Here is a 26922-nt window from a genome sequence, read left to right as displayed (position 1 = left end):
CCTGCGATCCCTCGCAGACGAGCAGCGGAATCAGCCGATGATGGCCAGGATGTCGCGGGCGGCGACGATCAGGTAATCCTCGCCCTTGTAGTGCACTTCGGTGCCGCCGTACTTGGAATACAGCACCTTGTCGCCGACCTTGACATCCATCGGGATGCGCTCGCCGGCGTCGTTGCGTCGGCCCGGGCCGACGGCCAGGACTTCGCCCTGCTGCGGCTTCTCCTTGGCGTTGTCCGGAATGAACAGACCGGATGCGGTCTGGGTTTCGGCTTCGGCCTGCTTGACGATGATCTTGTCTTCCAACGGTGTGAGTGAGATCGACACTGTGGACCTCCTCTTTCTACAGAGAAATCAATACTTTCCGCGCCGGGACCCGCTTGCAAGAGGCTGACGATCACTTACGGCGTCGTCCTTTCGCGCTGAGACTTATCGTAGCGCGATTATTAGCACTCTGCCAACTCGAGTGCTAACGCTGTGAGAGAAAAATCGGAAAAACGATGGTTTCAGGCCGCAAAACGCCAGCGCAACACCAAGGGCGATGCGTCCGGTCAGGCGACACGGCGAGCCAGAATGGCTTCCAAACCAGTGCCCAACGATTCAGTGGTGACGGCCGGGGCTTCGACGTCCGCTTCCATTTCGGACTCGTGGAACGCCTCGCGGGCGGCTTCACGGGCGGCATCGGCGTCGGCATCCACGTTTTCGCCCTCGCCGGCAGGCGCATCCAGCGCATCGTCTTCGCTTTGCGCGCCTTCGATCAGAGGCTCGACCGGAACCGCCTTCGCGACCTGACGGGACGACTTGATCTCCAGGCTCTGCGGTTCCGCGACGGCAGGCTCGTTATCACCGCGGGAAGCACCGAGCGAGAAGGAGATCAGGTCCTGCGAGTTCGCGCTGTCCAACATGCCCTGTACACGGGTCAGGGTGAGCCGGCTCATTTCAGCGGTCCAATCGCGGTCGTCCTCGGACGACGCGCGTTCATCGCGTTCGTCGTGCACCGACAATCCCGACTCGGCCGCTCCCCGCCGGGTCATATCCGCAGCATCCGCTTCGGGTTGCGCGGCGGATTGCGCCTGGGGCTGCGCGGCAGAGGAGCCATCGTTTCCGGAATTCTCCACCAATTGTTCCACAACTTGTTTCACGTCATACGACTGCTGTTCGCGGCGCACCATCGCCTCCGCCTTCTCCAAGCGGCTCAGCTCGATCGCACGGCGGATCTCGGTCTGTTCCATCACATCGGTCGGATCGTTGTTCACGTTCGACCAGGTCGCGGAATCCGCCCGCGATGCCTGCATTTTGGCGATACGCGCTTCAAGAAGGGCCTTTTCGGCATCCTGAGCGGCATGATCGTTTTCAAAACGCGGACGACGGCTCTTCGCCCCTTGAGCGGCAAGCTCGGCGTCATGCCTACGCCGCGCCGCACGGATACGCGCCACACGCGCCTCCCACCGACGGGCCTGCCGCGCGGCACGGATGCCCAACGCCACCACACACACGGCGGCGGCCGCGGGAATCAGCGCGAACAATGCGCTGAAATGCAAAGCGAACGACAACGCCAGCACCACGATCGTGGCGACCAGCAGCAGAACGACGATGCGACGGCGACGCTGTGTGGCGGCATGACGCTCCGCACGCACCTGAGCGATATGTTCCGAAGACAGCCCTCCCTTGCGTGTCTCGTTAACCGGCATGCCTGCCCCTTTCGCCTGCATCGTATGCGTGTCGGAGAATCGCGTTCCACTGTCCGCATCCACCAGATGCAAGGACGACGAAAGACGATCCCCGCGGTGTTCAGCCACTCGCCTCATGCCGTTGATCGTCTTTTTTGGCAGCCAACAGATCATGAGGATGGCCACAATCACCAGAACGACGATTGCGCTGAGTGACTCGTAACCCATAGTCAACAAGCATAAAAGACATGCCGACAATCATTGCCTATTGGAATAAGGCGTGTCGGCGGCATTGCGGGCGGATGCGCGCAGGCGTGCCGCGCGGGCTGGCATAGCGTCGGAAGCGGCGTTTCATGAATCCCGGCGAACCGAGGCGAGGCCTCGCGCGCGGGCGCGTACGTCGGCGTAACGGCGGGCGAAGCCTTCGCCGGCATCCTCCGCAAGCAACGCGAAGGTCTCATGGTCTTGCCAGCTACCGTCCACATACATATATCCTCGCCGCAGCCCCTCATGGACCGCGCCGATCTTCCGCACGACCCGCAGCGAACGCTTGTTGTGCGGCATAATCGCGATTTCCAGACGATGCAGTCTCGGTCCGACAGGGCTTGCCAACGCCCAATCGGCGAGCATGCACACCGCCATCGGGGCGAAGCCGTTGCCCGCCTGCCCGTGGTCCACCCAATAGCCGACGATGCCCGTGCGCATTGCGCCGTAGCAGATGGCGCCCACCGAGATCTGGCCGACGATACGCCCGTCATGTTCCATCGCGAATACGGCGCCGACGCCTTCACGCTCATTCATACGCATGCAGCGGATCCACTGGGCGTAGGTCATGCCGCCGTCATGCATCGGATCGCCGGATTCCCACGGGCTCAGCCATGCGTCATTGCGCCACCTCACTTCGCTCCATTCCGCTTCGTCGCCCATAGTCAGCGGGCGCAGGATGAAACGCATGCCTGTATCCGGGCAACGCAGGGCGTCCGGCATGCGGATCGCGTTCACACCGGACGACGATGACGATGCGAGCGTGAACAGATTGCGCAGTCGTTCCAGTAGCATGCCTCTATTGTGCGTCAGAATTCGCCTTACGCGGTATTACGACTTACGCAAGTCACAGGACGGGCTAGGATAGTCGAAGCGAATTCATACGTGACGAATGCCGCATACATATGCGACGCATATGGAACGGATAGTTTGAACAGATAAAGAGGAAGAACGTTGCCCACTTATCATTACCGTTGCAAGAACTGCGACTATGATTTCACCATGCAGCAGTCGTTTGCGGACCAGCCGATCACGGTCTGCCCGCAATGCTCCGAGGAGCAGGTGCACAAGGTGTATTCCGCGCCGTCGATTGAATTCAAGGGCAGCGGCTTTTACCGTACGGATGGGGCGAAGTCGTCGAAATAGGATCATGGTATCCACAGTTTTCCACCGACAACACGCCGTAATGTGAATAACTCATTCTCTGCGCCCACAAGCCACGGATTCGATTGCGGCAACCGAGGGCATAGGTCATCATGCTTGCATGGTGACCTTTTTTCATACCCCGCATACGACGTCGAAGCATCGTGCGAGGCCGCCGACATTGCAGGAGCGGCGGCACAGGAATCGCATGCTGCATATCGTCACGTCGTTATGCGCTTTCTTCATGGTGTTTGCGATATGCCAATGCGTGGCGGCCTCGTCGCGGACACAGCCGATTGTGGTCGCCGCGATCGATATCGCAAGAGGCGAAGCCATTGCGGATTCGGACGTGTCGATTGCCTGGATCCCCGCGCATATGGCGTTGCGGTCCGTATGCAAGAGCGAGCAGCAGGCCGTCGGACTGACGGCAAGCATCGATATCGCGCGGGGAGATGCGATATATCCGTCGATGATGACGGACATGCCGGCCGTGCCGTCCGGATACACGGTGCTGAATGTGCGCATCGCCAGTGACGCCGGTGACATTGCGCCCGGTGACATGCTGTCGCTGATGTCGTCGATTGGCTGCGCCGAAGGCGAGACGGCCTGTACGGTAAGCGGCAACAGCATGGCCATGGATATCGCGCGGGAAGACGATTCCGGAATGACGATGCTGCCTTGTGCGATGCCGGCGGACGAAGCGGCCGGCATCCTGGCGATACAGGATGCCGGCGCGATCATCGCCGTGCGTCGGCCGCCTTAAAAGCGGCTGTGACCGGCAAAGGCGAATTGCGGTTTCTTGCGGTAGCGCAAGACGAGAATGCGGCGTTGCCGGTTCGGTCAGCGTTTTTCGTTGAACACGGCCCAATGCGGCGGCAGCTCGCCAAGGATGCGTTTATCGTCGTCAGCCTGACGCTGTTGTTCGGTGAGCACATCGCTGGGTTCGAGCTTGACGCCGTCGGCATCGAAGCGTTCCGTCCCCTGACGGACGACGCGCTTGTGCTTTCTTGGCGTACGACGCTGCGATGAATACTCGCTCACTTGGCCTCCTGGTACAACTCGCCGAGACGGGCCACGATACGGTCCACTTCCTTATCGGGGTTCACGAACGCACCCACGCTCCAGACCGTCATCACGGCCCAACCAAGGGATTCCAGGTTCTGCATCAGCATGCGGTGACGGCTGCGGGTGGATTGCATTCCCATGAAGCGGGCATCGTCCGTCAGCACCGCCAAAGCGAACGGCCTGTCGTTGACGCCGACCACCAAAGGAAGCCGCATGCCGTTGTCGAAACCGTAGTCGACCGCAACGTTCAGGCCGCGGGCGCGAATGCGATCGGCCAGGTCGTTGAACAGAACGTTATCCGACGTGTCGCGGGGTTCGGGGCGTACCGCATCGTCAGACAGGCCTTCCGCCCAGGTCAGCATCTTCTTCAGCAGCTGCGGGCCGGACTGGTGCAGACGCTCGTCGTCCATATCGGATGACGTGAACGAGGAGACGATGTCAAGGTGTCGCTCGGGCAAAGCCAGGGCGTCAAGCAGCATGCCGCGTCCGCCTTCGCCTTCCAAAGCGCCGAACTGCTGCAGCAGACGACCGTGCATGGTCTTCGCATAGCAGGTTGCGATTATCACGTCCGTGGCCTGGGCTCCGGCCACGTCGACGATATCCACCAAACGGACATGGCGCAGGAACTGATTCATCGACTTGCTCTTGAGCGACAGCGACTTCAGTTCGGCGCCCAGACGTGTGCGGAAGCTGGATGTCAGGGTCACCACGGTCAACGTGTAGGAAGGCGGCACAATCGTGAATGTGGCGGCACGCTGCATGATCAGGTTGACTACCGTTTCGATTTCCTGCTGGCTGCTTTCCACCAATCCGGTGGACATCACCGGCACGCCGCTGGCCTCGTCGACATGATGGTAGCGCACCTCGCCCTGCATATTCGCGCGGGCGATATCGCACGATACTTCGCCGTACCCTTGCTCGTTCAGCAATGCGGCAAGCTGCGGCGCACGACGCACCGGGCGATCCGCGATGCGCACGCTCGGCAGCATGCCGATCAGCAGCCGCAGGCTTTCGCAGGTCACCGTCTCGCTATGCGCGATCACCACGACCTGCTTGGCCCGGCAGACGATGCTCATCAGCTGGATCGCGGGCATATGGGCGCCGGCGTCGATGATGGCGACGTCGGCAAGCGGAGCCGGATTCGTCACTGCGGCCAGAGTGGCCGGGGTGGCGATCAGGATCGGTTTGGCCGCGGACAGAATCTGACCGTGTTCGCGCCGCAGCCGGTCCAGCGTCATGTTGCCGCCGCCTGCAAGCATGGTATGCAGCAGGTTCGCCTCCTGCGTGCGGGAGAACAGCATGTCGCACAAGCGACGCATGGATTCCTGGGCGACCATCGGGCCGACGGAACGAACATGCTCGATATCGACCTGTGCGAAACGGTCCGCCGCAGCCTGCATGGCCGAACCGTCCTGGTTCGAGATGATCGCCGACGAACGCACGATGTCCTCGAACACCGTGGTCCACCATGCCAGCTGCAATTCCCCGGACACGGCTTCGGTGTCCACGCGCCGATTACGCAGATCGTCGATCAGCCCGGTCAGGCCGGCCGTGGCGAATTCACGTTCCAGACGGCTGCGCTCCGGCAACGTATCCAACGCCTTGTGGTCGTCGTACAGCGCCTTCAGACGGTCTTCGAAGTGGTTGAAGTCAACCGCTTCCAGATTGCCGCCCTGCGGAGTCGTGGCCAGAACGACGTCCAAGGCGGTGATGCTCCGGGTCATCGCCTCCTGGGTTTCCAGGATGTCGTCCAGCTTCGCCGGAAGCACGGGCCATCCGCCATGCGGCACGAACATATGCCATTGGTCGGCCTGCTTCGACACGACCTTCAACGCCTCGTGCAGGTTTTCGACCTGTGCGCCGACACGCAGCAGACTCTTCGCTTCCTTTATGTGACGGCGCCGCTCCCAGAAGCCCATCGACGAGCCTTCGGCCTTGCGTTCCGCCTTCGGCTTGGTCGCTTCAATCATCGATGCGATATCGCGTTCGAAGATCTCCGGCTGGAATACGTCAAGCACTCGACGCAGATTCTTCAGCACCGTCACCTGACGAGACCACTCCTGGGCGGTGTTCGGCACGGGGAATCCGCAGCTCTGCACCGTATTGGCCACCTGTTCACGAGTGGTCGGCAGCAGCTTGCGCAGCATATCGACCACATGCTGGTAGGAGCTGACCGCTTCATCCTCGGTGAAAATGGAAGCCTTGAACCAGGCGGTGTCGTCAGGGCCAACCGTATATTCGCCCAATTCACCGGCGCGTTGCAGCTTTTCCGCCCACTTGTCAAGCTGACCGGCGATATTGTGCGCGGCGTCATTGCTCAGGCGCACGCGCGTGGCCGGATGGGTCGGCATAACCGTGATCTGCGCCAGGTTCTGAATGGTCTGGTATGCGGAAACGCCCCACTGCTGGTTCACGCCATGCAGGTCGCCCAAATATCGTGTCAGGCGGGAGCGCACGCCCACCAACTCATCAGCCAACTGGTCGAAACGCGACGTGGCCACGCCGGATTGGAAGCCGACCGCGGCGATCAGCTGGCGATCGATCGCCTGGTTGATGCCGTCGTCGGAGATATCCAGCATCTGGCCGTTAAGCTCATTGGCGTTGATGTGCTGCACGAAACGACGCTTCTGGTCGGCCACGCATGGCACATACAGCACGGATCGGCCGCTCATCACACAGCGCGACGCGATAGCCGCCGCCTGTTCGGCCGTATCGTTGCAGGCCGCGCTATCGACGAACAGCGAATGGCCCGCCGCCGCGATATTCGCTGCGTAACGCACGGTATTGTCGACATCGCCGATTTCATATTCGGTATGAGGATCGCTGTCGAACGGACTGAACTGATTGACGTCCGCACTTGCGATCGCATTGATCGCGGCCTCGTCGCCGACCAACGCATCCAGCACGGTATTGCCGGTGGCGCCGTTCTCCAATTGGTCGATGATCTGGCGGCTCTCCACCAGCATCTGCGATGCGGGATCCATAAAACACCCGAGCACGATATGACGCTCGATATCAAAATCCGTGAACTCACGCGACGCCTGTTCGCCGATCGCATGGAACACCGCAGAGGTGTCGGGCACGCCGCTGGCGTAATGCGAGCCGTCGAACAGCTCATCTTCGTGCAAGAAGACGCCATGTTCGCGCATGGCGCTGACGAACGCGGCATTCAAACGCACATGGCCCGTGAAGGCGATGACAGTATCGCCGTCAATCACCGAACGGTCGTTACGCACTTCCACCGGGTACAGCAGCACGGGCACCTGATTGCCGGTCCATGTGGCGACGCCCACCACCAGCGACAGTTCGGCTACGCCGCTGACGCGCCCCTTGTTGGTTTTGTCTTCGATAACGCGTTCCAGACGGCGACCTGCGGCACGCAGCATGCCGTTGTCGCGGAACAGCGAATTCAACGTCACATGACCGCTGGCGAACAATTGGGCGATGCCGGACGGATGCGCATGCGTAAGGTCGAGTTCGGCGGCAAGCTGCGTCACGTCCTCCAGGGGGGAAGGCGCCAGCCCTGCACGATATTGCTCACGCCAATTCCGAACGCGATCCAACGAACCGGAGACACGCTGGGTGCTTTCGCTCATCTCTAGGCTCACTTCCCTACCGCTTTACGGTATTCCTGATATCCCTCATTATTCGCGAGTGCCGCATCGACATCCTGATTGCCCTGTGCCGCCAACCACGCGTACAAATCATCGTACAGCGACGGGTTCATCGCCAGGAACGGCAGCAGCTGCGGATGACGGGCCATTTCGAACTGCACGGTGAAATCGGTGGTCCGCTTCGCATCGTCGGAGGTGTATCCGTCGACCTTGATCACCGGCTCGGGCTGCGCGAAACCGCCCTTGGACACGCGTTCGAATACCGAGCCGGGCTCGAAAGCCGGGGAATACCGGGATTGCGCGTCGTCTCCGGTTACCGATGCGGACTGGCTGTCGTTCTGCGAGGCCGGGAACGACCACTGGTCGGATGCATTCACGAGCGGCTGTTCGGCGCGGGCCGACCGTTCGATAGGCACGGTGCTTTCTTCGGCCGGCCAGGCATCCGCCTCCGGTTCGGCATTCAATGGTTCTTCAACCGGCTGTTGGGCGGACAGCGGACCGTTCTGCCCCGACTGACGGTGCACACTGCCACCGAACAACGCCGAAACCGGGATGACGTCATCCTTCGGCTTCGCGAATTGTTCCGGCTGGGCCTGCGCGTCCGATCGCGCCGGCTGCGCCTGTTCGTCCTCGATATCGGCGCCAACGGCAGACATCGCATCCGCTTGGGCCACGGCGGCGGTGAGTTCGGCATCGGCCTGATCCATTTGAGACTGGATATCGGCCTGCGACTGGGCATCGGCGAACAGATCACGTGGGGAAGGCTCTTCATGAACGGTCTCCTGCGTGAAATTCAACGGCATGGAATGATGGTCTTCCTCGTGCTTCTCCTCACGAGCAGGCTCAAAGGACTGCACTTCCGCGGCCCTGAGCGCATTGACGCGATGGGCGACGTTACCGGCGCTGAACAATGCCGTCGGCTCGCCGGCGCGCAGATCGAGAATGTCATCAACCGACATATCGGCGGCATCCGGCTCCTGCTTGGCTTCGACAATGGCGTAGTCGAACAGGTCCGCAATGGCCTCCTGCGAATCGGTCTCATGCTCCACTCGAATACAATCAATGGGGACATCGCCGAATTGCATACGAATCGCAGTGCCCGGCAATGTGAAATCCACATCCGCCGGCAGACGCATCAAGTCACCGTTCGGACGAACGATATAGGTTCCGTTCGTGGAATTCAAATCGTGTATGATCGCGTCACCCTGCTCGTTGACAGTGAACAATGCGTGACGCTTCGACATGGAACGCTGCGGATCCGAGATATCCAATCGTTCGTAACCATCATCAATCAACGGTCTGAGTGGTTTGCGACCGATTTCGACCGCCTGGCCCGGGTCGATGCTTGCGATGTCGATTCCATCGACCTTCAGGACCCATTGCGATGAGATTCGCTGCCCCTCGTTCACCGTCTCAGCCTTCCTTTCATGACTGGATACGCGATACCTGCCATTGTGTCATGATTCCGCGCAATTGCCGGGATTGTACCGGACTTTCGCCGGTCGTCGTCCCATTTTCGCCCTATCGTGCACCATAGCACGATTCATGTTCAGATGCCCGTGCAAAGGAAAATCTACATATTTGCCTGCATGCATGATATGCGCGAAACCGCCCGAATACAGCGGAACCCCGCCGCTCGACGAGCGACGGGGTTTCCGGGTTAAGTTCAGTGATGCGGCCTATGCCGCGCAAATCACTTGAGCTCGACGGTGGCGCCAGCTTCTTCCAGCTGAGCCTTGGCCTTCTCGGCGTCTTCCTTCTTGGCGTGCTCGAGAACCGGCTTCGGAGCGCCGTCGACCAGAGCCTTGGCTTCGGCCAGGCCCAGGGAGGTGATGCCACGGACGGCCTTGATGACCTGGATCTTCTTGTCGCCAACGGCGGACAGGATGACGTCGAACTCATCCTTCTCTTCCTCGGCGGCAGCGGCGGCGGCCGGAGCGGCGGCGACGGCGGCAACCGGAGCGGCGGCTTCGACGTCGAACTTCTCTTCGAAGGCCTTGACGAACTCGGAGAGCTCGACGAGGGTCATTTCACCGAAAGCTTCCAGCAGCTCTTCGTTGGTGAACTTAGCCATGATGGCTTCCTTTCTTTTGTGGCGGCGGACGTTGTGATGTTCCCGCTGCCTAACATGTGTTTTCTATTGTTCCGAATTGATTTTATGCGGCAAGCCGCACGGCAATCAGGCGGCCTTTTCCTGCTTCTCGCGCAGAGCGTCGATGGTGCGCACGGCCTTGGTCGGCAGAGCGTTGAGCAGGTAAGCGGCCTTGGACATGGTGCCCTTGAGGGCGCCAGCCATTTCGGCGAGCAGTTCCGGACGAGACTTGAGGTCTGCCAGCTGCTGAGCACCCGCAGCGTCGTAAACGGTTCCGTCTGCGTAACCGCCCTTGACGATGAGGGCCTTGTTGGTCTTAGCGAAGTCACGCAGGGTCTTGGCAGCCTCAATGAAGTCGCCCTTCACGAAGGTGACGGCGGTCGGGCCGGCGAGGATCTCATCGAGACCTTCGATGCCCGCTTCCTTTGCGGCAATGCGGATCAGCGTGTTCTTCGCCACGGTGTAGGAAGTATCGCGGCCTAGCTTTTCGCGCAGATCGGAGATCTGCGGAACGGTAAGCCCGCGGTACTCGGTCAGGTAGATAGCATCAGCGTTACGGAATTGCTCCGTAAGCTGAGCGACCACCACTTCCTTTTCGGGCCTCTTCATGGCGTTCCTTCCTTACTGGGCCGTTGAGAAATTCAGTAAGGACAAGCTTGCTTCAGGGCAATAAAAAAGCCCTGCGCACAGGCAGAGCAACATTCGACCGCTAAGCGGCATACCCTTGACGGGCGTATGTTCTTCAACCTGCGCTGGCTTGGCGAACCAAACTTCGAAAGCCTTCCGGCTTTAACCAACGGTCTGTGGTTTACGAGGGAACAATCTACGCGAAACACTGGACTGATTCAATCCGGGCGTGTCGCGATATTGCGACCACCCCGAATATATGTTATTGATAATCATTATCAATTTAAAACGGATATCACGCCAGTCAGGAACACAGGTATTCATAAATGCCCATCTGACTGAAACGGCGTCACATTGGCGGCGGACGATACGGGACGGCCGCCAGACATCAGCACGACCAAGGAGCCTCATCATGCGCAAGACCGCCCTGACCGCCGCCGCAACCATCACGGCCGTAGCAGCCCTGAGCGCCTGCACGCCGGACGGCACCGCAACCGAAAACGCGGCGTCATCCGACGGCATCACCGTCGTCGCGTCCATCAACCAATGGGGCACGCTCGCCGAACAGATCGGCGGCGACGCGATCGACGCGACCAGCATCATCACATCGACCAGCGCGGAAGCCCACGACTACGAGCCCACCACCGCCGACATCGCCGGCATCCAGCAGGCCGACATCGTCATCGTCAACGGCGCCGGCTACGACGAATGGGCCGTCAAAGCGGCGGAATCATCATCGGCGGCGATCATCAACGTCGCGGAGCTGTGCGACGTGGAGCATGGCGACAATCCGCATATCTGGTTTTCCTCGAATTGCCGTGAAACGGCCGCCGACGCCATTCTTGACGCGTATCGGCGCCTCAGCCCCGGCGACGTCGACGTTTTCGAACAAGGATTCGCGGCATGGCGGAGGGAAGAAAACGACCTGTCCGGCATCATCGCCGACGCCAAGGCCCTTCTTGGCGGCACGACATATGCCGCGACCGAATCCGTCGCAGAATACCTGGCCGACGAACTCGGCCTTGCCGACGCCACGCCGACCGGTTATAGGCAGGCAAGCGCGAACGAAAGCGAGCCGACACCCGCGGATCTGGCGCAATTCACGGATGCGCTGCGCTCCGGCGGCATCGATGTGCTGGCATACAACCTGCAGGCGCATGGCTCGCTGACGGAAAGCATCGTGCAGGCGGCCGAGGACGCCGACGTGCCGGTCATCGCCCTGACCGAGCAGACGCCGCGGGAATACGCGAGCCTCGCCGAATGGATGGGCGCCCTGGTCGCGCAATTCACCGGCAAAGGCGACGGTTTCCACGCCGACGCCGTCCGGGATCATGAGACCCATGACGATCACGACCACGACCACTGATCAGTGAGGCCTATTTCGAAAATCCGTCCTCTTAAACGGCATCCAAAACGGAAGACAAGTGCGAGGATCACGGCTTTTGGGGAAGGTGCGGATACGGCAAAGGGCGCCGCCTGATGAGACGACGCCCTTTTAGCTGATTACGGCGTGGATTCGCCGATCATGTCAGCGTCCGGAATGGCGGCGACGAATGACCAACACCACCACGCCCACTGCAACGAGCACAAGCACGACCACAGCGGCGCCGGCGACCGCCACGCCGGTGTCGGACAGCGATTCAAGTACGTTCTTGATGTCGTCGGAATCTGCTTTCTGACCGGACGGGCCCGTATTCGAATCATCGCCGTTCTGGCCTCCTGCGGAACCGTCACCTTGACCGCCCGTGGAACCGCCGTTCTGGCCGCCGCCGGAACCATCACCGGAACCATCACCGGAACCTCCGTCAGACGAATCCTTCAGGGTCACCGTCACACCGGCCGGCAGACCGGCATCACCCTGCTGCATGTCAGCCACAAAGCCATAGCCGGCATCCGTGACCTGCAGGGAGGTGACGCTGACCGTCATTTCAACGCCTTCGGCGGCATCCTCAGCGGCGACGCCGTCAACGCTCAGCACGCCGACATCGACTGTGCCGTCTTCGGCGATCGCGGTATCGCCGCCGGAGAGCACGACATCCGTCGCGACGGAGCCGTCGGCGGCGTCGGCCGCAACTGCGATGGCCTGTCGAACGGCCGCCTTCTCCGTCATCGCATCGGAAAACGTCATCGTCGGATTGGACAGCGCGTAATCCGGGCCGGCGGACACTGCGATGCGAGCGCGCACCGTATGCGCCTCGCCGACGCCCGTCAGCTTCACCGACATGGACGAGGCGGAGACGGATGCGACCTCCAATCCGGGCGACAGCGCCTCCTCGGCCGCGGCGCCGGACGCGCCCATAACCGCCAAAGGCAGCACGGACGCGGCCAGCAGGGTCAGGCAGCGGCGAGCGATACGGCCAATACGCTCCCCGACACGCGCACTGTCATGCACGGTATCATGCGCGGCAATTCGATGCACAGGAGTTCCTTTCATGGTCTTAACGTTTCCGTTGTCCGTTTTCACTGTGAGATTCACCGTGTTGTCCATTGCGCCGCTCACTTCGTTTCGACTTCGATTTGCGGCAGGGACTCAGGCAACGCCACCGGCAGCGTGTCGGCCACCAGACGTTCGCCCCTGAGTGTTTCGGCATCATCCACGCGGTACAGCTCCGCACGTACCGAAGTCGGCAGGTTGAAGCCTTCCAGCCGATCCGGCTCGATGTAATACACCCAGCGTCCGTCGGCGGTTTCGCCCAGCTCGCCGTGTTCGGGGACCTGCGCGAAGATCACCTGCGTGCCTTCGATGATGTTGCCGTCCTGGTCGTACAGCTTGATGGCGTTGTATGCGGGGTTGCCCTTATACGCACCGGTGAACACCAGCGAGCCGGCGGGGATCTTCTCCCCCGCCTCTTCATCAAGCAGCAGGTCTTCCTTCAGATAGCCGATTCCGTTATCGATGAATTCGATGTCGTCGCCGGTGGCGCCGAGCACATCAAGTTCGGCGATGGATACGGCCTTCTGCGCAGTGGCGACCACACGCAGATAGCCCACGTCGTAGGTGTACAGCCAATCGTCGCCGTCCTTGCTGAAGTGGACGGTGACGCTGCCGCCGTCCTTCAGCTCGTCCTGGTCGAAGGTGCCGGTCTTGACGGTCTGCCACTGCGTGCCGTCTTCGCTGACCTGGATTTCATAATCGCGAATCGGATTGCCGCCGCCTGCGCGATACTTCAACGCGGTCACAGACAGCACATCGTTGAACGACAGGGTCACCTGCGCCTGCTCGCCTGCGGCGGAGGACGACAGCTCGCCCTCATAGACGGAGTCGTTGTCGCCGTCGATGACCTTGGCCACGGCCTTGGACGGAACCGGCTCGCACGGATCGTGTTCGTCGCCCACCATGGCGTCCTCTTCCGACGTCATATTCGTGGAAGCGGCCCAAGCGGCCTTGTCAAGCGAACCGTCGGTGGAGATCTTGACCGCGTCGAGCGTCGCCGTTTCGGTGCGGGCCAGGGTCTTGTCGACGCCGGTGACCGTATAGGTGAACACGCGGTTGTTGATCGTGGCGATCGTGTCGGTGAACACCGTGGCGCCGGACCGGTCTGCGGTCACGAAGCCCACGACCTGGCCGTTGCGGCTCACCTCATAGCCGAGCATGCCCTGCTGGGCGGCCGCATCATTCGTGATGGTGATGTCGACCTGTGAGGAATTGTCGGCATGGGAGAGTTCCGCCTTCACCTGCGCGTCCGCCGCGACGGAAGCGCCGTTTTCGATGCGGTATACGCGGGCGTTGTCCGTGATGTACTGAATCGGACGGGTTTCCGGCTCGAACTGCGCGACGTACGCCTTGGTGGCTTCGTCCGGCGTCATGCCCCATGCCTTGAAGAAGGAGGTCAGGTCCTTCTGCGTGGCGGCTGCGATCAGACGCATCAGATTGTTGTCGGTGTCGCCGTCCAGAGTCAGCTTGACGCCGCCCGGCGCAGGGGCGTTGCCCGTATTGCGGGCGTAGGCGTCGACGCGGGCGAAGACCAGGTTCTCCATCTGTTCGGCGTACGTGTCGTACGTCTTGTAGTTGTAGCCGTTGTCGTAGGCCAGGTGCAGCTGCCAGTACATGGCCAGCTGGGTGAACACGTCGGACGAGGCGCCCTTCGTGCCGCTGGTCACCTTGTTGTAGACCTCGTCGTAGCTCCAGCGCACGGAATCGTCGGAATCCTGGGCCAAGGACAGCTGGGAGAAGTAATTGTTCGTCACTTCCGCCACCGTGTACTGGCTTTGGTTGATTTCGTGGCCGATCTCATGGGCGATGCCCCAGCCGAAGTAGGAACCGGACTCGTACTTGCCGCCGGCGTCCGCGATCACGCCCGGAGACGTGACGACGGCCTTGGTCTGGTCCCATTCGACGCCGATGTGCTTGCCGCCGGCGTACATGAAGGCTCCGGCGAACATGCGCATGTAGCGGATGTTCTGGCGGGAGGTCGGCAGCGCGTTCCTCGAACCGTACGCGGCCGTGTCGGCGGAGGTCGGATTCGAGCCCAGGCCCTTGTGCTGGTAGAACAGCGTCATCATGTCGTCGGCGGAATCCAGCGAAGCGACCAGCTTGGCGGCGCGCTCCTCGACGGAGCCGTCGCCCAAGCCCGACAGCACCTGCGAGGCGGGCACCGAATGCATCATGTATCGAGTGACAAGATCGGTGGCGTTGAAGACGCAGTTCCGCTCGTCATACTCGTCGAAGTCATCGCCGTGCGCGTCCTCATGGGACGCCTGCAAAGCGTCGACATAGGCATCCAGCTTCTTGACGTATGCCGTGGCTCGAGCGAGCTTTTCGGCATCATCGGTGACGTTGTGCACGTCAAGCACGGGAATCTCGGTGCCGCCGACGACGCGGACGGCATACTGCTGACCGGACTTGTTGCCCTTGTATTCCACGTACAGGGCGCCGCCCCTTTCGACACCAAGCGAAGTCAGCGAAGGGATCGTCACTTCGTTCGCGCCGACCTTCAGCGTCTCCACAACGGTCTTGCTCCAAGCCGAGGATTCGGCATGGTACTGGGTGGCGATCAGACGCAGTTCGGAATTGCCGCCGGGTGTCTTGCCGGACCCACCGACATACACCTTCAGCTCATCGCCTGCATTGGCGGCGATGCCCAACGGCTGCCAGGCATTCAGACCCTGCGAGCCGACGTGGCCGTCATATGCGGAGGACACCGCGGTATCGATCTCCACCTGTTCGCGCAGCCCCTGCTGGTTCAACACCTTTTCGGCGTTGTCGAGGTCGGCGAGCAGCAGCGTCCTTTTCGGCGTGGTCTCGCCGGAAATCCCTTCCGGAGTGTTCACGGCCTCGCGCAGGCCGTCGATGTCGGACTGCTTGATGCCGTCCCTGAGCGTGACGTGCATGTCGTCCGCCCACAGCGCTTCGATATCGTCTTCCAGCGGGTCATGCTCATAGAACGCGAGTTCGGACATGCTGACGGTGTCGGAATAGTATCGGGCGAAGGTGACCTTGATCTTCTTGACTTCGGTCGCTTCGAACGTGGCCTTGAAGGTGTTGGCCGCACCGGAGACGCCGGCGACGCCGGCCGTGCCCGCACGGGATTCGAAGAAACGCTCGTTGCCGTCGGCATCCCATGTGGTGATCTGCACACCGGACTGGCTGGACCAGCCGTCGCCCAGATACGTGGTGACGGCCACGCCGTCCATCAGATATTCCCGATCGAATTCCACGGTGGCGCCCCTGAACTGGGCGTTCGCGGAGGAATACCACACCGTGTTGTAGTCGCCGTCCACGACCCACATCGGATCCATGACGCCGTCCGGATACTGGTCGGCCTTCCAATTGTCGACGGAAACGCCGGTGATATGCGATTCAAGATCCTTGGACTGCACCGTACGGTTGATCAGCCTATACCACGGGACCTTCACGTTCTTCGCGACGGTTGCGCCCTGATACACCGCGGAGTTCGGCGAGGTACCGACCGCGTTGGTGCCGGTCATGTACACGTCGTACGTGGTGGTGTCGGCCAGGCCTTCCAACGTGTACGACGTGCCGGTGATCCGCGCGTCGACTTTCCGGTATTCGGTTTCGCCCTGCGCGCGGTAATACAGCGTGTAGAAGTCGGTGTCGTCCATCTTCTTCCAGCTGACGGCCAGCGCACGGTAGCGGCCGTTGACCGTGATGCCTTCCGGCGCCGCCGGGGCCTTGGAGGCCTGCGGCGTCACGGTGATGGCGTCGCTGTATGGGCTAGACCATTCGCCGTTGACGGAACGCACCGAAACGGTGTATTCGGTGCCGTTGGCGAGCTTCCTGCCGTTCAACGTGGTGATGGTGATCGTCGGCAGCACGCTCGGCACGGTCTGTTCGGCTTCGCCGTCGGAAATCCTCACCTCATAGCCGGTGATATTCGTCTGCGCCTTCCAACGCAGGGTGAACTCCTTGTCGCCGACGGTGCCGGTCACATCCGTCGGCACGTTCAGATCAGGTGCCGGAACGCGGTTCTCCATATCGTTCAGGAACACCACCGAAGCGATATCGGCAAGCTTGGTGGACGACGTGCCGGTCACGCGGATCGTGATCTTCTTCACCGCGATCTGGCCGCCGAAGTCCACCTTCACCGTGCCGTCGGGCGCAATGGTGGCCTGCGCGGTATCCAGAGCGCGCGCCGCGTGGGCGTTCCCGTCGGAGAACGCGATCTCCTGCGTGGCGCCGTCTTCCGGTTCGACGATGATCACGCCGGCGGTCGGCTTGTTCTGCGAGTCTTCCGGAACGGCGATGACCATATCGCTGATTCCCGCACCGCCGGTGACGATGCTGATTTCCACAGGCGACTGTTCGGAAATGACTTCCGCCCCGGCCGGCTTCAACGTGATGGTTTCGCCGTTCTGCAGCATGTCATCGACGGTGACGCCGCCTTCCGCCGCCGTGCTTTGCGGCATTTCCGCAGTCATGCCGGCGGTGTCGATGGGCTTGATGATTTCGGCCTGCGCCTGCACGCGTTCGGCGGCGACGGTCGTCGCGAACACCTGCACATCGCGGATATCGACGGTGCCGTCTTCCGACATGTCGTATTCGGAAACATTGTCATCGGCGTCGTTCACAATCGTCTGCGCCAGCAAAGCGGCATCGGCGTCGTTCATCGCGCCGTCGCCGTCGAAATCGCCGTATGCCATCAATCCGTTGACGCCGCCCGCGGCCGCGCCTCCGGCATTGTCGGCAAGACGAATGGTCGCCGACGAGAATGCCGGCAAATCAATGGTCTGCGTATAGGTCTCATAGCGCGATCCGCGCACGGCAATCGTGCGTCGGCCCGACTTCCGTGACGTCACGACGGCCTGCCAGGTGCGTCCGTTGTCCGTCGTGGTCATATCCTGCGCGGCCTCGCCGTCGAATGCGACGGTCAGTCCAGCGTCGCCGGCGCGCCGCTCGGTGGTGGTCAGCTTCACGGTAACGCTGACGTCGCCGGACACGGCATCGTTCGACGGATCCGCATCAGCGTCGCCGTCGCTGTTGTTTTCGGCGGCGTCGCCGTTATCGGCGGCACCTTCGTCAGAGGCATCCTTGCCAGCGACGTTTTCGTCGGCGGCTTCGCCTTCCGGGCCGGCGTCATCCGCGCCTTGGGCATCGGGCTGCACGTCTTCCGACATGCCGTTCCCGTTGTCCGATTCCGTGGCGGATTCATCCGCCGCCCCATCCGACGTGGCGTCTGCATTCGAATTGCTTTGGCTCTCCTGCGCTTGCTCTGTCACATATTCGACGGTCCGGTCATCGACGGTCAACGCCGTCGCCGTCGCACACGGTGCCACAAGGAAGGCGAGAGCGACGCACCACATAATGGCCCGCGTCAGTCGTCCTCGGTGCTGCACTGGTATCTCTCCTTGTTCAGCCTGCGAAAATCCGTTCGCAGAGGTGTTGAAAATGCCAACGCAAAAGGACGGCATCACCGTCCGGCGTTGTCATACTGTCATCGCGTAGTCTACCGAAGAAAGGACGCTAAAAATCGTAGTTCATCGAAGAGCGCATAATTTCTTGACAACCCATTACGAATCCGCTGCAGTCTTCCCGTCGGAAGCATGGACGGCAGCGTCGGCTTCACGAAAGGCCGCGATGCAAAAGGGCCGGCCGATTCGCGAATACGGAATCGGCCGGCCCGGTCGGGATCAGCACGGCTGCAGCGTCGCACGTATTGCATCGGCATGCGCGCCGCAGGCCCGCGTGCCACTACAGCAGCGCGTTCAGCACAAAGTCGAGGATGAACAGCACCGCGACGATCCAGATGATCGGGTGCACTTCCTTGGCCTTGCCCTTGCAGGTCTTCACCAGGCAGTACATGATGAAGCCGCCGGCGATGCCGTAGGAGATCGAGTAGGAGAACGCCATGAACACGGCGGCGAAGAAGGCCGGGATGGCTTCTTCGATGTCGTTCCATGCGACTTCCTTCAGCGAAGCGGCCATCATGCAGCCGACGACCACCAGCACGCCCGCGGTGGCGGCGGACGGAATCGCGGAAATGAACGGGGACAGGAACGCGGACAGCGCGAAGCAGATCGCCACGACCACGGAGGTCAGACCGGTGCGGCCGCCGGCGGCGATGCCTGCGGAGGATTCCACATACGTGGTGGTGTTCGACGTACCGCAGATGGCGCCGATGGAGGTGGCGACGGAATCGGCGAACAGCGCGCGGTCCATCTTCGAGCTGAAGCCGGAGCCGTTCTCCAGGCTCTTCTCGTCCTCTTCGGAGAAGATGCCGGTGCGACGGCCGGTGCCGATGAAGGTGCCGATCGTGTCGAAGGTGTCGGACATGGAGAACGCGAAGATCGTCACCAGCACCAGCGGGATGCGGGAGGCGTCGGAGAACAGCGACGGGAAGCCTTCAGCGGAGAAGATCGCGCCGAAGGTCTGCGGCAGCTGCGAGAAGGTTTCGCCGATGGACAGCGAGTTGGCCATCGTGGTCTGGCCCATCGGGATGCCGATCACCGCGGTGATGGCGATGGCCAGCAGCATGCCGCCCTTGATGTTGAGCACGGTGAAGGCGACGGCCAGCACGAGGCCGATGAGGAACAGCCACAGCACGGGATTGTTGAAGGTGGCCAGGCCCGGGGTGGCGCCGACGGCGGACGTGGTTTCCTTATCCGGGGTGAAGGTGATCAGGTCGACGTTCAGCATGCCGACATAGGCGACGAACAGGCCGATGCCGCCGCCGATGGCGTGCTGCAGCATTTCCGGGATCGCCTTGATGATCATCTTGCGAATCTTGGTGACGGTGATGAGAATGTTGATCAGGCCGCACAGGAACACCATGCACAGCGTTTCCTGCCAGGTGAAGCCCAGACCGAAGCACACCGTATACGTGAAGAATGCGTTAAGGCCCATGCCGGCGGCCTGAGCGTACGGCACGTTCGCGAACAGGCCCATGATCAGCGTGCCGACGATGGCCGCGATGATGGTCGCGAGGAAGACGCCGCCCCACGGCATGCCGGTGGACGACAGGATCTGCGGATTGACGACGATGATATAGGCCATCGCGAAGAACGTCGTCAGACCGGCGAGGATTTCAGTGGAGACGGTGGTGCCGTTCTCCTTCAAATGGAAAAACTTCTCCATGCTCTTCTTTCCTTGGGTTTTGCGAGGCCGTGCGCGGATTGCGCGGTCGGCCTCAACGAGAATTGCGACTCGTTGCCGAAAGCCTTTTCGGACGTTGGACACCTTACCATCCGCACGTCATATCGGCTTGGGGTTCGGATTCGGCGTCGGCCGGGATGCACATGCGGCGCCGCCGTCGCGGCATTGCCGTCATGTCCGGCGCATAACGAAAACCCCGCCGTGGGGCGGGGTTTTCGCTGCCGATCAGCCGAAGCGGCCGGAGATGTAGCGCTCGGCCTCTTCGTTCTGCGGATTGTTGAACATGGTGGTCGTATCCGCGAAATATTCGAGGTGGCCGGGCTGCCCGACGGCCTTCAGATTGAAGAAGGCGGTGTAGTCGGCGATGCGGGCGGCCTGCTGCATGTTGTGCGTCACGATGACGATCGTGTACTCGTTCTTCAGCTCGTTGATCAGATCCTCGACGGCCAGCGTCGAAATCGGGTCAAGGGCGGAGCACGGTTCGTCCATCAGCAGCACCTGCGGGTGGACTGCGACGGCGCGGGCGATGCACAGACGCTGCTGCTGGCCGCCGGAAAGGCCGATGCCCGGATTGTCGAGACGGTCCTTGACCTCGTTCCACAGGTTGGCGCCGCGCAGGGCCCATTCGACCAGGTCGTCGGCGTCGGACTTGCTGATCTTGCGGTTGTTCAGGCGGACGCCGGCGAGCACGTTCTCTCGGATGGACATCGTCGGGAACGGGTTCGGGCGCTGGAACACCATGCCGACATCGCGGCGCACGGCCACGGGGTCGATGTCCTTCGCATACAGGTTGCGGCCTTCCAGCAGCACCTCGCCTTCGCAGTGGGCGCCCGGAATGATCTCGTGCATGCGGTCGAGCGTGCGCAGCACGGTGGACTTGCCGCAGCCGGACGGGCCGATGAAGGCGGTGACCTTGTTGGCCTCGATGTTGATGTTCACGTCTTCCACGGCGAGGAAGTCGCCGTAGTAGATGTTCAGATGGTTGACGTCAATACGCTGTCCCATTGGTTTTCCTTACAGTTTTCTGATGATCGTCGTCTTGCTGGTTTGCCGGGCCTCTCAGCGCTCCGTCTTGACGGCGAAGACCTTCGCCACCAGACGTCCGATGAGGTTGAGGATAAGCACGATGAGAATAAGCACCAAGGCCGCCGCCCAAGAGCGTTCCATCGGGATGGTGGTCACGCAGGAGGCGTCGGCGTTGGCCGGGCAGTTGGCGCGCAGCTTCGAATACTCCTGGTACACGTACACAGGCAAGGTGGTCATGCGGCCCGCGAACAGGTTGAAGTTCGTGGAGGCGATGTAGCCTGCGGTCATCAGCAGCGGTGCGGTTTCGCCGATGACGCGGGCGATTGCAAGGATGCAGCCGGAAACGATGCCGGGCAGTGCGGTGCGCAGCACGATCTTCGTGATGGTGCGCTGCTTGGTGACGCCAAGGGCGTAGGAGGCTTCGCGCAGATCGTGAGGCACGATCTTAAGCATTTCCTCGGATGATTTGACCACGGTCGGCAGCATCAGCAGAGACAGTGCGACGGAGCCTTCGATGCCGCTGATGGTGCCGGGGCCGAACACGATGGTGAACATCGAGTAGGCGAACAGGCCTGCGACGATGGACGGGATGCCGCTCATCACGTCGACCAGCAGCGTGATGCTCTGGGCGAGCTTGCTGCGATTGGAGTATTCCACCAGATAGACGGCGCACATCAGGCCGATCGGGATGGAGATGACCATGGCGCCGAGCGTGATCTCCAGCGTGCCGATGACGGCATGCAGGATGCCGCCGTAGCCGCCGGACGGAGTCGGGTTGCCGCCGACGACGCCGGTCATGTTGTAGCTCAGGAAGTTGAGGTTCAGACGCTTGATGCCGTTGGAGATGACGGTCCACAGCACGGAGATCAGCGGGATCAGCGCGACGATGAAGGCGACCACGACCAGGACGCGCATCGCCATTTCCTTGCGCTTGCGCGCGGCGATGAAAGAGCGGGTCGGCTTGAACTTATCGAAGTCGATGACGGGAGCGTTATCCATGGGGCTTTGTTCTGTACTAGTCATCATGCGGCCACTTTCTGGGTGATCTTACGTGCGATGAAGTTCACCACGAAGGTGATCAGGAACAGCACCAGACCGGTACCGATCAGAACGCTGACGCCAAGGTCGTTCGCTTCCGGATACTGTGCGGCGATGTTCGCCGCGATCGTCTGGTTCTGCGAAGCCTGCAGCAGCTTGATCGAATAGTTGAGGCCCGGGGAAAGAATCATCAGCACCGCCATCGTCTCGCCCAAGGCACGGCCCAGGCCCAGCATGGAGGCGGAAACGACGCCGGAGCGGCCGAACGGCAGCACGGCGAGTTTGATCATCTCCCACTTGGTGGCGCCCAAGGCGAGGGCCGCCTCTTCCTGAAGGCGCGGGGTCTGCAGGAAGATGTCACGCGACATGGAGGTGATGATCGGCAGGATCATCACCGCCAGCACCACGGCGACGGTGGCGACGGTGCGGGACGGATTCGAGGCGGGGCCGGCAAACAGCGGAATCCAGCCCAGATACGTGGCCACCCAATTCCAGAACGGATAGATGGCGGGCACCAGCACCAGACCGCCCCACAGACCGTAGACGACGGACGGGATGGCTGCGAGCAGGTCGATGACGTAGCTCAGCGCGGTGGACAGCTTCTTCGGCGCGTAATGCGAGATGAACAGCGCGATGCCGACGGAAACGAAGAAGGAAATCAGCAGTGCGAGCGCGGCGACCAGGATGGTGCCGAACAGCATCGGGCCTACGTAGCCCCAGAACGTGTCGGTTTTGCCGCCGGCGAAGCTGGAGATGGTTTCGGCGTTGGCCGTCTGATCGCCGCCGATCAGCGGCCATGCGCGAAACAGCAGGAACAGTGTTACTGCGGCAAGCACGACAAGAATCAGGATGCCGCAGCCGTAAGCGATGCCCTTGAACACCTTGTCGGCATGTTTGCCGCCGACCGGCCGGGCAACCGTATTGTCTTGCGAACTCACAGGTTCTCCTTGGATATTGTTTGCGTGTAGGCGATATGTCGACGCCGTGTCGGGAACGGACGTGCCAGGAGCGGCATGCCGGCTGACATATCGACGGTTCTAACGGTAGCAGGTGCAGACCCGATTCAAGCCGCAGCCGCGATAATGGCGACTGCGGCTTGAATTCACGAGCCTCATGATTTCATGAGCGGGCTATCACTCGGTTTCGATGGCGTCGATGGAGGCGGTGACCTTCTCGACCAGGCTGCTCGGCAGCGGGGCGGTGCCGGCTGCGGACTGGGCGGCCTGCTGGCCTGCATCGCTGGTGACGTAGGTGAGCCAGGACTTGACGAACTTGGCGGTGTCGGCGTCCTTGTAGGCCGGGCATGCGATGTCGTAGGAGACCAGCACGATCGGGTAGGCGCCTTCGGCTTCGGTGTTGTGGTTGATGGTCACGTTCACGCGGTTGCCGTCGGTGACGACTTCGGAATCGTCGATGACTTCGGAACCGGCTTCGGCGGAGATCTCATTGTAGGTGTCGCCGACCTTGACGGCCACGGTGCCCAGGTCGCCGACCTGTGAGAAGTCGGCGTAGCCGATGGTGCCGTTGGCCTGCTGGACGGTGGAGACCACGCCGGAGGTGCCCTTGGCGCCCTGGCCGACCTCGTTCGGCCAGTTCTCGGACAGCTCATAGGTCCAGTCGTTCGGGGCGGCGTCCTTGAAGTAGCTCACGAAGTTCTGCGTGGTGCCGGACTTGTCGGAACGGTGCACGACGGTGATGTCGAGGTCGGGCAGTTCGATGTCCGGGTTCTGATCCTGGATGGCCGGATCGTTCCACTTGGTGATCTTGCCGTCGAACACCTTGGCGATGGTGGAGGCGTCCATGTTCACATGTTCGCCCGCGTCGGAGATGCCTTCGAGGTTGAAGATGACGGCGATCGGGGAGATGTAGACCGGGATGTCGAAGGCGGTGCCGGAAGCGCACACGCTTTCGGACTGCGCGACCTCGTCATCGCTCAGGGTCTTGTCGGAGCCGGCCCAGGCGGTGGCGCCGGTCAGGAAGGTGCTCACGCCGGCGCCGGAGCCGGACGGATCATAGGAGATGGCGGCATCCGGGTTGTTCTCCTGGAAACCGGCGATCCAGGCTTCGACGGCGGCCTGCTGGGAGGAGGCGCCCGCACCGGCGAAGTCGCCGGAAATCGCATCAGCGGTGTTAGTGGTCGCGTTGTCATCGGCGGTGGTGGCGGTGTTGTCGCCGCAGGCTGCGACGGAAGCCAGCATCGCAATGCCGGAGATGGCGGCGAACGAACGAATGAGAAGATCCTTACGCATGATTGTTTCTTTATCCCTCTTAATCACCGGCGACCCGTCCTATCCGAGCCGCCGCTTTCAATGACATTTCCAAGCGTATTGGTGTTTGCGCCATGCGATGACCAAATATGGTGAACGGAAGATGAACAATTGCTGATCAATCCCACCCTTCCAAGGACGCGCAGGCCGCGGGCCTTACGACATGAAGGCCAGAAGACGGCAAAACCGTAAAACCCGGGGGCTTTACGGTTTTGAGGCTTGACGAGGCGGACCGTCCTATTCGGCCGGGGTATCGATCTTGTAGCCCAGGCCTCGCACGGTGGTCAGATACTTCGGATGTGCTGGGTCTTCTTCGATTTTGGAGCGCACGCGCTTGACATGCACATCCAGCGTCTTCGTGTCGCCCACATAATCGGAGCCCCAAATGCGATCGATCAGCTGATGACGCGTCATCACACGACCCTTGTTCTGCATCAGATATTCCAGCAGTTCGAATTCCTTCAGCGGGAAGAACACGTCCTCACCGCGCACGCTGACCTGATGCTGGCCGACCTTCATCGAAATATCGCCGCACACCAGCGGCACATCGTCATCGGCGCCGGCGGCGGCATCGCCCATCCCCTGGTTGCGGCGCAGCACCGCCCGGATGCGCGCCAGCAATTCGCGGAAGGAATACGGCTTCGTCACATAATCGTCGGCACCGATCTCCAAACCGACGACCTTGTCGATTTCCGCGCTTTTCGCAGTCAGCATGATGATCGGCACACGGCTCTGCTCGCGAATGCGGCGGCACAGCGCAGTGCCGTCGATGCCGGGCAGCATCAGGTCGAGCAGCACCAGATCGACGCCGCCTTTGGTGAACAGCTCCAGGCCGTCCTCGCCGGTGGCGGCGGCGGATACGTCGTATCCTTCGCGCGTCAGCTGGTAGACCAGCGGCTCGCGATACGATTCCTCATCCTCCACAATAAGAATGCGTGTCATTTCAGCCTTCCTCGCCCCGGACAGCAAGTCCGCGCGCTCTCGTTTCCAATATCAAATCGTAGCGTTTACGCAACCGAATCGTCAGCAGCCGTCAGGATTCCCGCGGCATCGACTGCGGCAACGGCATCGTCGGCGACAGCGCTCCCGGTGCCGACGCCGTCGCTGTCGGCACCGTCGCTTCCGGCACCGTCACCGTCATCTCCGTCATCGTGGTAGGCGGGCAGCTCGATCGTGAACGTGGAGCCTTCGCCTTCGCGCGACCACACGGAAATCGTGCCGCCGCAATCCTGCACGCAATGCTTCGTGATGGCAAGCCCCAATCCCGTACCGCCCGTCGCACGCGAGCGAGCCGGATCGACGCGGTAGAAGCGTTCGAAAATGCGGTCAATCGACGCCGCGGGGATGCCGATGCCCTGATCGACGACGCGGATGACGACCTTGCCGCCTTTCACTGCGATGCCGACCGCGACCGTCGTATGTTTGGGCGAATAGTGGATCGCGTTTTCGACCAGATTCTTGACGGCCGTTTTCATCGAGGATTCGTCGGCCATGATCGCAGCATCGCATGCGGCGATGTTTCCGTTGCCGTTTACGCCACCATTCGCAGCGTCATCATTCGCGACGCCGCCGTTCAAGGCGGCCTTCGCCGACCGCACGCCGCCATCAGGTCCCGCATCGCCTGCGGCATCGCCGGCATCCGGCGCGTCGTCCGAATCCGTCTCCAACGGCAGCGCCATACCGTTGAACGACAATTTGATCGCGATATCATGATCCTTCGCCTGCACCATGTTCTCGCCGATCGCCTCACGCACGACTCCGACCACCGACAATCTGCGCGCATTCAGCATCGCCTCGGCGCTCTGCGCCTTCTGCAGGTCGATCAGACGATGCAGCAGTTCGGTCAAACGGGCGCTTTCCTTCAAAATGCGACCCGAAAAATACTTCACCGCATCAGGATCGTCGGGCGCGTCCGAAATCGTTTCGGCAAGCAGCGAAATCGCGCCGGCCGGCGTCTTCAGCTCATGCGACACATTGGTCACGAAATCGCGGCGCATCGCCTCGAAACGCCGCTGCTCGCTCATGTCCTTGATGAACATCGCATACAGATCGTCGGTGAGCTGTCCGATGCGCACACGAAGATAACGCAGCGAGGACGGCGCATGCTGCCCCGCCTCCACGCCCCTGCCGTTGCTGTGCACGGCGGGGACGCGTTGCGTGCGGTCAATCGGCAGCACCACCTCGCGCTCGCGCACAACACCATCGGACGCCACCAGCGACAGCGTGTCGATGATGTCGGGCGCCGTCACCGCACCGCCTTCCGCCAGGCCAAGCTGTTTGGCTCCGGGACTGCAATAACCGATCACGCCATCGGCATCGGTGACCATCAAAGCGTCCGGCATGACGGCGATCAGCTGCTGTTCGGCCACCCGCACCGGCACATCATCACCGAAAATGGAACGACAGTCATCGGAATTCCGATCCGCCGGAATCACACGATTCCCGACGCGACGCCCGCAAACATAGGCGACGGCCAGCAAAGCGACGGCCGATACGATCGCCGCAGCCGACAGCATAACGATCTGCCACCACTCCATAAGTGTTCACCTTCCGATAATCCGCAGGTCAG

The 26922-nt window shown here is 61.6% G+C and carries 20 protein-coding genes; 3 read left to right on the top strand and 17 right to left on the bottom strand.

Going from position 1 to position 26922, the window contains the following annotated elements:
* Positions 1-30: 30 nt before the first annotated feature.
* The 3 genes from groES to AC1AX7_RS03890 all read right to left on the bottom strand — a co-directional run bounded on the left by groES (position 31) and on the right by AC1AX7_RS03890 (position 2654).
* Entirely contained in the window at positions 31-324 is a 294-nt protein-coding gene (gene groES / locus AC1AX7_RS03900) for a co-chaperone GroES (RefSeq protein WP_476508790.1), read from the bottom strand.
* A gap of 224 nt (positions 325-548) precedes the next feature.
* On the bottom strand, positions 549-1688 hold the full coding sequence (locus AC1AX7_RS03895) for a hypothetical protein (RefSeq protein WP_476508789.1): 1140 nt from the start codon (positions 1686-1688) through the stop codon (positions 549-551).
* Between the two features lie 330 nt (positions 1689-2018).
* Positions 2019-2654: a GNAT family N-acetyltransferase gene (locus tag AC1AX7_RS03890; RefSeq protein ID WP_476508880.1), complete on the bottom strand. Its 636-nt coding sequence runs from the start codon at positions 2652-2654 to the stop codon at positions 2019-2021.
* A gap of 231 nt (positions 2655-2885) precedes the next feature.
* Here AC1AX7_RS03890 and AC1AX7_RS03885 point away from each other — a divergent pair, with 231 nt between their 5' ends.
* Positions 2886-3077 carry an FmdB family zinc ribbon protein gene (locus AC1AX7_RS03885; protein WP_476508788.1) on the top strand — a complete coding sequence of 64 codons (192 nt, stop codon included), beginning with the start codon at positions 2886-2888 and terminating at the stop codon, positions 3075-3077.
* A 205-nt stretch (positions 3078-3282) separates the two neighbouring features.
* Positions 3283-3837, top strand: coding sequence for an SAF domain-containing protein (locus AC1AX7_RS03880; protein ID WP_476508787.1), 555 nt, complete (start codon positions 3283-3285; stop codon positions 3835-3837).
* Positions 3838-3914: 77 nt separating this feature from the next.
* On the opposite strand, the gene AC1AX7_RS03875 is transcribed toward AC1AX7_RS03880, so the two are convergent.
* From AC1AX7_RS03875 to rplJ, 5 genes are all read right to left on the bottom strand, one after another.
* The gene (locus AC1AX7_RS03875) at positions 3915-4115 is read right to left on the bottom strand and encodes a hypothetical protein (protein WP_476508786.1); all 201 of its coding nucleotides are present in this window, start codon (positions 4113-4115) and stop codon (positions 3915-3917) included.
* Positions 4112-7735 (bottom strand): helicase, encoded by a 3624-nt coding sequence (locus AC1AX7_RS03870; protein WP_476508785.1) that lies wholly within the window; start codon positions 7733-7735, stop codon positions 4112-4114. The genes AC1AX7_RS03875 and AC1AX7_RS03870 overlap by 4 nt, the downstream gene beginning before the upstream one ends.
* Before the next feature lie 8 nt (positions 7736-7743).
* Positions 7744-9162, bottom strand: coding sequence for a variant leucine-rich repeat-containing protein (locus tag AC1AX7_RS03865; RefSeq protein ID WP_476508784.1), 1419 nt, complete (start codon positions 9160-9162; stop codon positions 7744-7746).
* A 284-nt stretch (positions 9163-9446) separates the two neighbouring features.
* Positions 9447-9827 carry a 50S ribosomal protein L7/L12 gene (rplL, locus tag AC1AX7_RS03860; RefSeq protein ID WP_476508783.1) on the bottom strand — a complete coding sequence of 127 codons (381 nt, stop codon included), beginning with the start codon at positions 9825-9827 and terminating at the stop codon, positions 9447-9449.
* 105 nt (positions 9828-9932) lie between these two features.
* Positions 9933-10454 (bottom strand): 50S ribosomal protein L10, encoded by a 522-nt coding sequence (gene rplJ / locus AC1AX7_RS03855; RefSeq protein WP_476508782.1) that lies wholly within the window; start codon positions 10452-10454, stop codon positions 9933-9935.
* A 430-nt stretch (positions 10455-10884) separates the two neighbouring features.
* On the opposite strand from rplJ, the gene AC1AX7_RS03850 reads away from it, so the two are divergent.
* The gene (locus AC1AX7_RS03850; RefSeq protein WP_476508781.1) at positions 10885-11838 is read left to right on the top strand and encodes a metal ABC transporter solute-binding protein, Zn/Mn family; all 954 of its coding nucleotides are present in this window, start codon (positions 10885-10887) and stop codon (positions 11836-11838) included.
* Between the two features lie 162 nt (positions 11839-12000).
* Here the strand turns inward: AC1AX7_RS03850 and AC1AX7_RS03845 are convergent, their stop codons facing one another.
* From AC1AX7_RS03845 to AC1AX7_RS03805, 9 genes are all read right to left on the bottom strand, one after another.
* Positions 12001-12891, bottom strand: coding sequence for a hypothetical protein (locus AC1AX7_RS03845; RefSeq protein WP_476508780.1), 891 nt, complete (start codon positions 12889-12891; stop codon positions 12001-12003).
* Positions 12892-12968: 77 nt separating this feature from the next.
* Entirely contained in the window at positions 12969-18266 is a 5298-nt protein-coding gene (locus tag AC1AX7_RS03840; protein ID WP_476508779.1) for a fibronectin type III domain-containing protein, read from the bottom strand.
* 355 nt (positions 18267-18621) lie between these two features.
* Positions 18622-20004, bottom strand: a complete 1383-nt coding sequence (locus tag AC1AX7_RS03835; RefSeq protein ID WP_476508778.1) for an NCS2 family permease — start codon at positions 20002-20004, stop codon at positions 18622-18624.
* Positions 20005-20247: 243 nt separating this feature from the next.
* The gene (gene pstB / locus AC1AX7_RS03830; RefSeq protein ID WP_476508777.1) at positions 20248-21027 is read right to left on the bottom strand and encodes a phosphate ABC transporter ATP-binding protein PstB; all 780 of its coding nucleotides are present in this window, start codon (positions 21025-21027) and stop codon (positions 20248-20250) included.
* A gap of 54 nt (positions 21028-21081) precedes the next feature.
* Positions 21082-22074, bottom strand: coding sequence for a phosphate ABC transporter permease PstA (gene pstA / locus AC1AX7_RS03825; protein ID WP_476508776.1), 993 nt, complete (start codon positions 22072-22074; stop codon positions 21082-21084).
* Positions 22071-23024: a phosphate ABC transporter permease subunit PstC gene (pstC, locus tag AC1AX7_RS03820; RefSeq protein ID WP_476508775.1), complete on the bottom strand. Its 954-nt coding sequence runs from the start codon at positions 23022-23024 to the stop codon at positions 22071-22073. Before pstC ends, pstA begins: the two co-directional genes overlap by 4 nt.
* Before the next feature lie 195 nt (positions 23025-23219).
* On the bottom strand, positions 23220-24335 hold the full coding sequence (pstS, locus tag AC1AX7_RS03815; RefSeq protein ID WP_476508774.1) for a phosphate ABC transporter substrate-binding protein PstS: 1116 nt from the start codon (positions 24333-24335) through the stop codon (positions 23220-23222).
* A gap of 255 nt (positions 24336-24590) precedes the next feature.
* Positions 24591-25295 (bottom strand): response regulator transcription factor, encoded by a 705-nt coding sequence (locus AC1AX7_RS03810; protein ID WP_476508773.1) that lies wholly within the window; start codon positions 25293-25295, stop codon positions 24591-24593.
* A gap of 65 nt (positions 25296-25360) precedes the next feature.
* The gene (locus AC1AX7_RS03805; RefSeq protein ID WP_476508772.1) at positions 25361-26890 is read right to left on the bottom strand and encodes a sensor histidine kinase; all 1530 of its coding nucleotides are present in this window, start codon (positions 26888-26890) and stop codon (positions 25361-25363) included.
* Positions 26891-26922: the final 32 nt, after the last annotated feature.

This window comes from Bifidobacterium sp. LH_449 (assembly GCF_056356755.1).
The sequence above is the reverse complement of the archived record's forward strand: the minus strand, read 5'-3'. Positions and strand labels throughout refer to the sequence as shown.

Bases quoted from the DNA above. Each gene is read 5' to 3' on its own strand.
- AC1AX7_RS03895 (WP_476508789.1), bottom strand. From the start codon at position 1,688: ATGCCGGTTAACGAGACACGCAAGGGAGGGCTGTCTTCGGAACATATC.
- AC1AX7_RS03890 (WP_476508880.1), bottom strand. From the start codon at position 2,654: ATGCCGGACGCCCTGCGTTGCCCGGATACAGGCATGCGTTTCATCCTG.
- AC1AX7_RS03880 (WP_476508787.1), top strand. From the start codon at position 3,283: ATGCTGCATATCGTCACGTCGTTATGCGCTTTCTTCATGGTGTTTGCG.
- AC1AX7_RS03870 (WP_476508785.1), bottom strand. From the start codon at position 7,735: ATGAGCGAAAGCACCCAGCGTGTCTCCGGTTCGTTGGATCGCGTTCGG.
- rplL (WP_476508783.1), bottom strand. From the start codon at position 9,827: ATGGCTAAGTTCACCAACGAAGAGCTGCTGGAAGCTTTCGGTGAAATG.
- rplJ (WP_476508782.1), bottom strand. From the start codon at position 10,454: ATGAAGAGGCCCGAAAAGGAAGTGGTGGTCGCTCAGCTTACGGAGCAA.
- AC1AX7_RS03850 (WP_476508781.1), top strand. From the start codon at position 10,885: ATGCGCAAGACCGCCCTGACCGCCGCCGCAACCATCACGGCCGTAGCA.
- AC1AX7_RS03835 (WP_476508778.1), bottom strand. From the start codon at position 20,004: ATGGAGAAGTTTTTCCATTTGAAGGAGAACGGCACCACCGTCTCCACT.
- pstB (WP_476508777.1), bottom strand. From the start codon at position 21,027: ATGGGACAGCGTATTGACGTCAACCATCTGAACATCTACTACGGCGAC.
- pstA (WP_476508776.1), bottom strand. From the start codon at position 22,074: ATGATGACTAGTACAGAACAAAGCCCCATGGATAACGCTCCCGTCATC.
- pstS (WP_476508774.1), bottom strand. From the start codon at position 24,335: ATGCGTAAGGATCTTCTCATTCGTTCGTTCGCCGCCATCTCCGGCATT.
- AC1AX7_RS03810 (WP_476508773.1), bottom strand. From the start codon at position 25,295: ATGACACGCATTCTTATTGTGGAGGATGAGGAATCGTATCGCGAGCCG.
- AC1AX7_RS03805 (WP_476508772.1), bottom strand. From the start codon at position 26,890: ATGGAGTGGTGGCAGATCGTTATGCTGTCGGCTGCGGCGATCGTATCG.